We start from the raw sequence: 2,608 nt of genomic DNA, 5'->3' as shown, positions 1-2,608 counted from the left end.
CGGCGGCCGCCGCGTCGGGCGACAGGAACAGCGGCGCGGCGACGGAGGGCGCCTCGAAGACCGGCGGCGCGGCGACCTGTGGCTCGTGCTGTTCGACATGGGTGAACAGCTGCGTCGGCTGCGCCGAGGCGCTCGCGGCGATCGATGGTCCGGTGTGCGCCGCATCCGGGGCCGAGAAGAGCATCCCGCCCGGCTGCGCGGGCTCGGGCTGCTTCGGCTCCGGCGCGGCCGCCTCGGCGGTCTGGGGTTCGCCGGCGGACGGTTCGGTGTCCGCGGGCGGTGGCGCCGTGTCGGGTTCGGCGACGACCAGCGCGTCGCGCACCGACTCGGCGACCGCCCGGTCGACATTGGATTGCGCGCTACGCGCGTCGGCGCCCAACTCGGTGAGTTTGGCCAGGATGCGCTTGCTCGTCACTCCCAGCCGCTTGGCAAGCGCGTGAACTCGGATTCGCTCCGGCAATTGATCGGCATCCTGTGATGTTGTTTCCAGCGGCTCTTGATCGGCCACGAAGTCTCCTCGGGCCCCCGGGCGCGTCCCTCCCGGTACGGAGTGACGCGGCCAACGCGGGGGCGCTGTCCGTACACCTCACGCCGTCGACGCGAGGTCCTGTGGTCTCGCCCCGCGTGCCCGGTTCACACCTGGTTCTTCGTCTTCGGGCTAACTGGTCACGCGGCGCCTGGCTGTTGGCTGAACTCCACGGAAACGAGCGCTCATCCAGCGTGCCGACGCGAACTCCCACACCCTCAGCAACCGGGTGCGGCTGTCCGTGGCAGCGATGATCGGCATCGAACCGCGGTGTCATCCGGTCGCCAGCGTTACCCACGATTCGCGTACCTGCGCGAACTGCCGGTGTCGTTGACGACCACTGCCAGTATCCCACACCGTGCGCCAGTGGTTCGCCATCGGCGCATGAGCGGCCATATGCCCGGGGTTTGCCACATCGCCGCGACCCGGCACGACAAGGGACGATGCGATGCGCGGGCCCGCGATGCGCCGCGCAGGTCTCGCCGCGCCGACGCGGCGCGGCGAGTACGCGGGTGGAACTCAGGCGGGGAACTCGGGGAACCAGAGCCCGATCTCGCGCTTGGCCGAGTCCGGGGAGTCCGAGCCGTGCACGAGGTTGTACTGGGTCTCGAGACCGAAGTCGCCGCGGATGCTGCCCGGCGCGGCCTTCTCCACGGGGTCGGTGCCGCCGGCGATCTGCCGGAACGCGGCGATGGCGCGCGGGCCCTCCAGGACTGCGGCCACGACCGAGCCGGAGGTGATGAACTCGATCAAGGAGCCGAAGAACGGCTTCTCGGCATGCTCGGCGTAGTGCGCCCCGGCCAGCTCCTCGGACACCTGCTTCAGCTCCAGGGCCACGATCTTCAGGCCCTTGCGCTCGATCCGGGCCAGCACCTCGCCGACCAGGCCACGGGCCACGCCGTCCGGCTTGATGAGTACCAACGTCTGCTCAGTCACGGCGCACAGCCTAATTGACCCGGTGGGACGGAGTCCGCCCAGAGCCCGCGCACGGTCGCAGCCATGGCAGAGGCGCCTCGCTCAGGCGCGATGCTCCCAGCCCCGCTCGGTCCGCGTCAGCTCGACGAAACCGCAGTCCGACAGCAGCGGCAGCGGCTGGTCGCCGGGGGCGCGGTAGTCGAGCAGGCGGTCGATCCCGCCCAGCCGCAACCATGACGCGACCTGGCCGAATAGCCACCGGAGGACCTCCGGCTCGCCCTCGGTCCGGCACACATCGGCCCAGCCGAGCCGCGAGATCCGCTCCGGCGGCGCCAGGTCGGTGCCGATCTCGAGGTAGCCGAGGTCCGTGCCTTCGCGATGCGCGGTGAAGCGAGTACCGAGTGCGCCCATGCTGCGCCGGACCTCGAGATCGGCGCGTGACGGCCGGGGCAGATCCTCGGTCGCCGCGATGAGGATCAGCTCGACACTGTGTTCCGCGCCCAGCTCCCAGCCGGTGCGCCGGAGCAGGTCGCCGAGATGCGGCCACTGCGCGGGGAGTCCGTAGGTGGCCGGTGCGGGTAGCTGCCCGTCGAAGTGCCGGGGTGTTCGGTCGAGAGCGCTCGACGAGAGGGGATCCCGCAGGGGGACGGTACGGCGAGAACTATCAGCGCAGCCGTTTTCGTACCGCTAACGGTTCATCCGCTGACTGGGCAGCAGACCCTGATCCATCCGGCGCTTGACCTCGGCGCGCAGCATCAGGATGAACACCCAGACGGCCGCGAAGAGCAGGCCGATGATGCCGATCGACAGGTGGATGAACGCGCCGAGGATCACCAGGACCTGGAGGCCGAGGTTGAACGCGAGCGCCCACGAGCGCCGCTGCAGACCGGCGCCGAGGATCATCAGCAGCGCGAGGATCACCAGGTAGCTGCCGGAGAACCAGCTGATCCCGCCGCCGACGTCGGCGACCACCGGCAGCGCGAGCAGCACCACGATGGACTCGAGGACCAGCGTGCCCGCCATGACACCGCGCAGGCCCTTCCACGGATCGGGCGCGGACGCCGCGGCCGGTTGTTCGGGGGCGGTCGCGTCCTTGTCGCGCTCGCTGGGCTCACTCATGCCGTGTTCACCGGACCCTTCGTGGATTTCGCATGCTGGGCTCGCCGC

The 2,608-nt window shown here is 70.4% G+C and carries 4 protein-coding genes; all 4 read right to left on the bottom strand.

Annotated features, from left to right (window positions below):
• A partial coding sequence (locus NL1_RS33490; protein WP_174553509.1) for a translation initiation factor IF-2 N-terminal domain-containing protein occupies positions 1-508 on the bottom strand: 508 nt, incomplete at its 3' end.
• A 537-nt stretch (positions 509-1,045) separates the two neighbouring features.
• Positions 1,046-1,462: a nucleoside-diphosphate kinase gene (ndk, locus tag NL1_RS33485; RefSeq protein ID WP_067848284.1), complete on the bottom strand. Its 417-nt coding sequence runs from the start codon at positions 1,460-1,462 to the stop codon at positions 1,046-1,048.
• An 81-nt stretch (positions 1,463-1,543) separates the two neighbouring features.
• Complete coding sequence (locus NL1_RS33480) at positions 1,544-1,852, bottom strand: hypothetical protein (RefSeq protein ID WP_067848281.1); 309 nt, start codon at positions 1,850-1,852, stop codon at positions 1,544-1,546.
• Positions 1,853-2,128: 276 nt separating this feature from the next.
• Complete coding sequence (locus NL1_RS33475; protein ID WP_067848278.1) at positions 2,129-2,560, bottom strand: DUF4233 domain-containing protein; 432 nt, start codon at positions 2,558-2,560, stop codon at positions 2,129-2,131.
• Positions 2,561-2,608 lie beyond the last annotated feature (48 nt).

Source organism: Nocardia lijiangensis NBRC 108240 (assembly GCF_001613045.1).
GTDB classification, from domain to species: Bacteria; Actinomycetota; Actinomycetes; order Mycobacteriales; family Mycobacteriaceae; genus Nocardia; species Nocardia lijiangensis.
The sequence above is the reverse complement of the archived record's forward strand: the minus strand, read 5'-3'. Positions and strand labels throughout refer to the sequence as shown.

What these genes read in the sequence shown, in the direction of transcription:
- NL1_RS33480 (WP_067848281.1), bottom strand. Translation starts at nt 1,852, where the DNA reads ATGGGCGCACTCGGTACTCGCTTCACCGCGCATCGCGAAGGCACGGAC.
- NL1_RS33475 (WP_067848278.1), bottom strand. Translation starts at nt 2,560, where the DNA reads ATGAGTGAGCCCAGCGAGCGCGACAAGGACGCGACCGCCCCCGAACAA.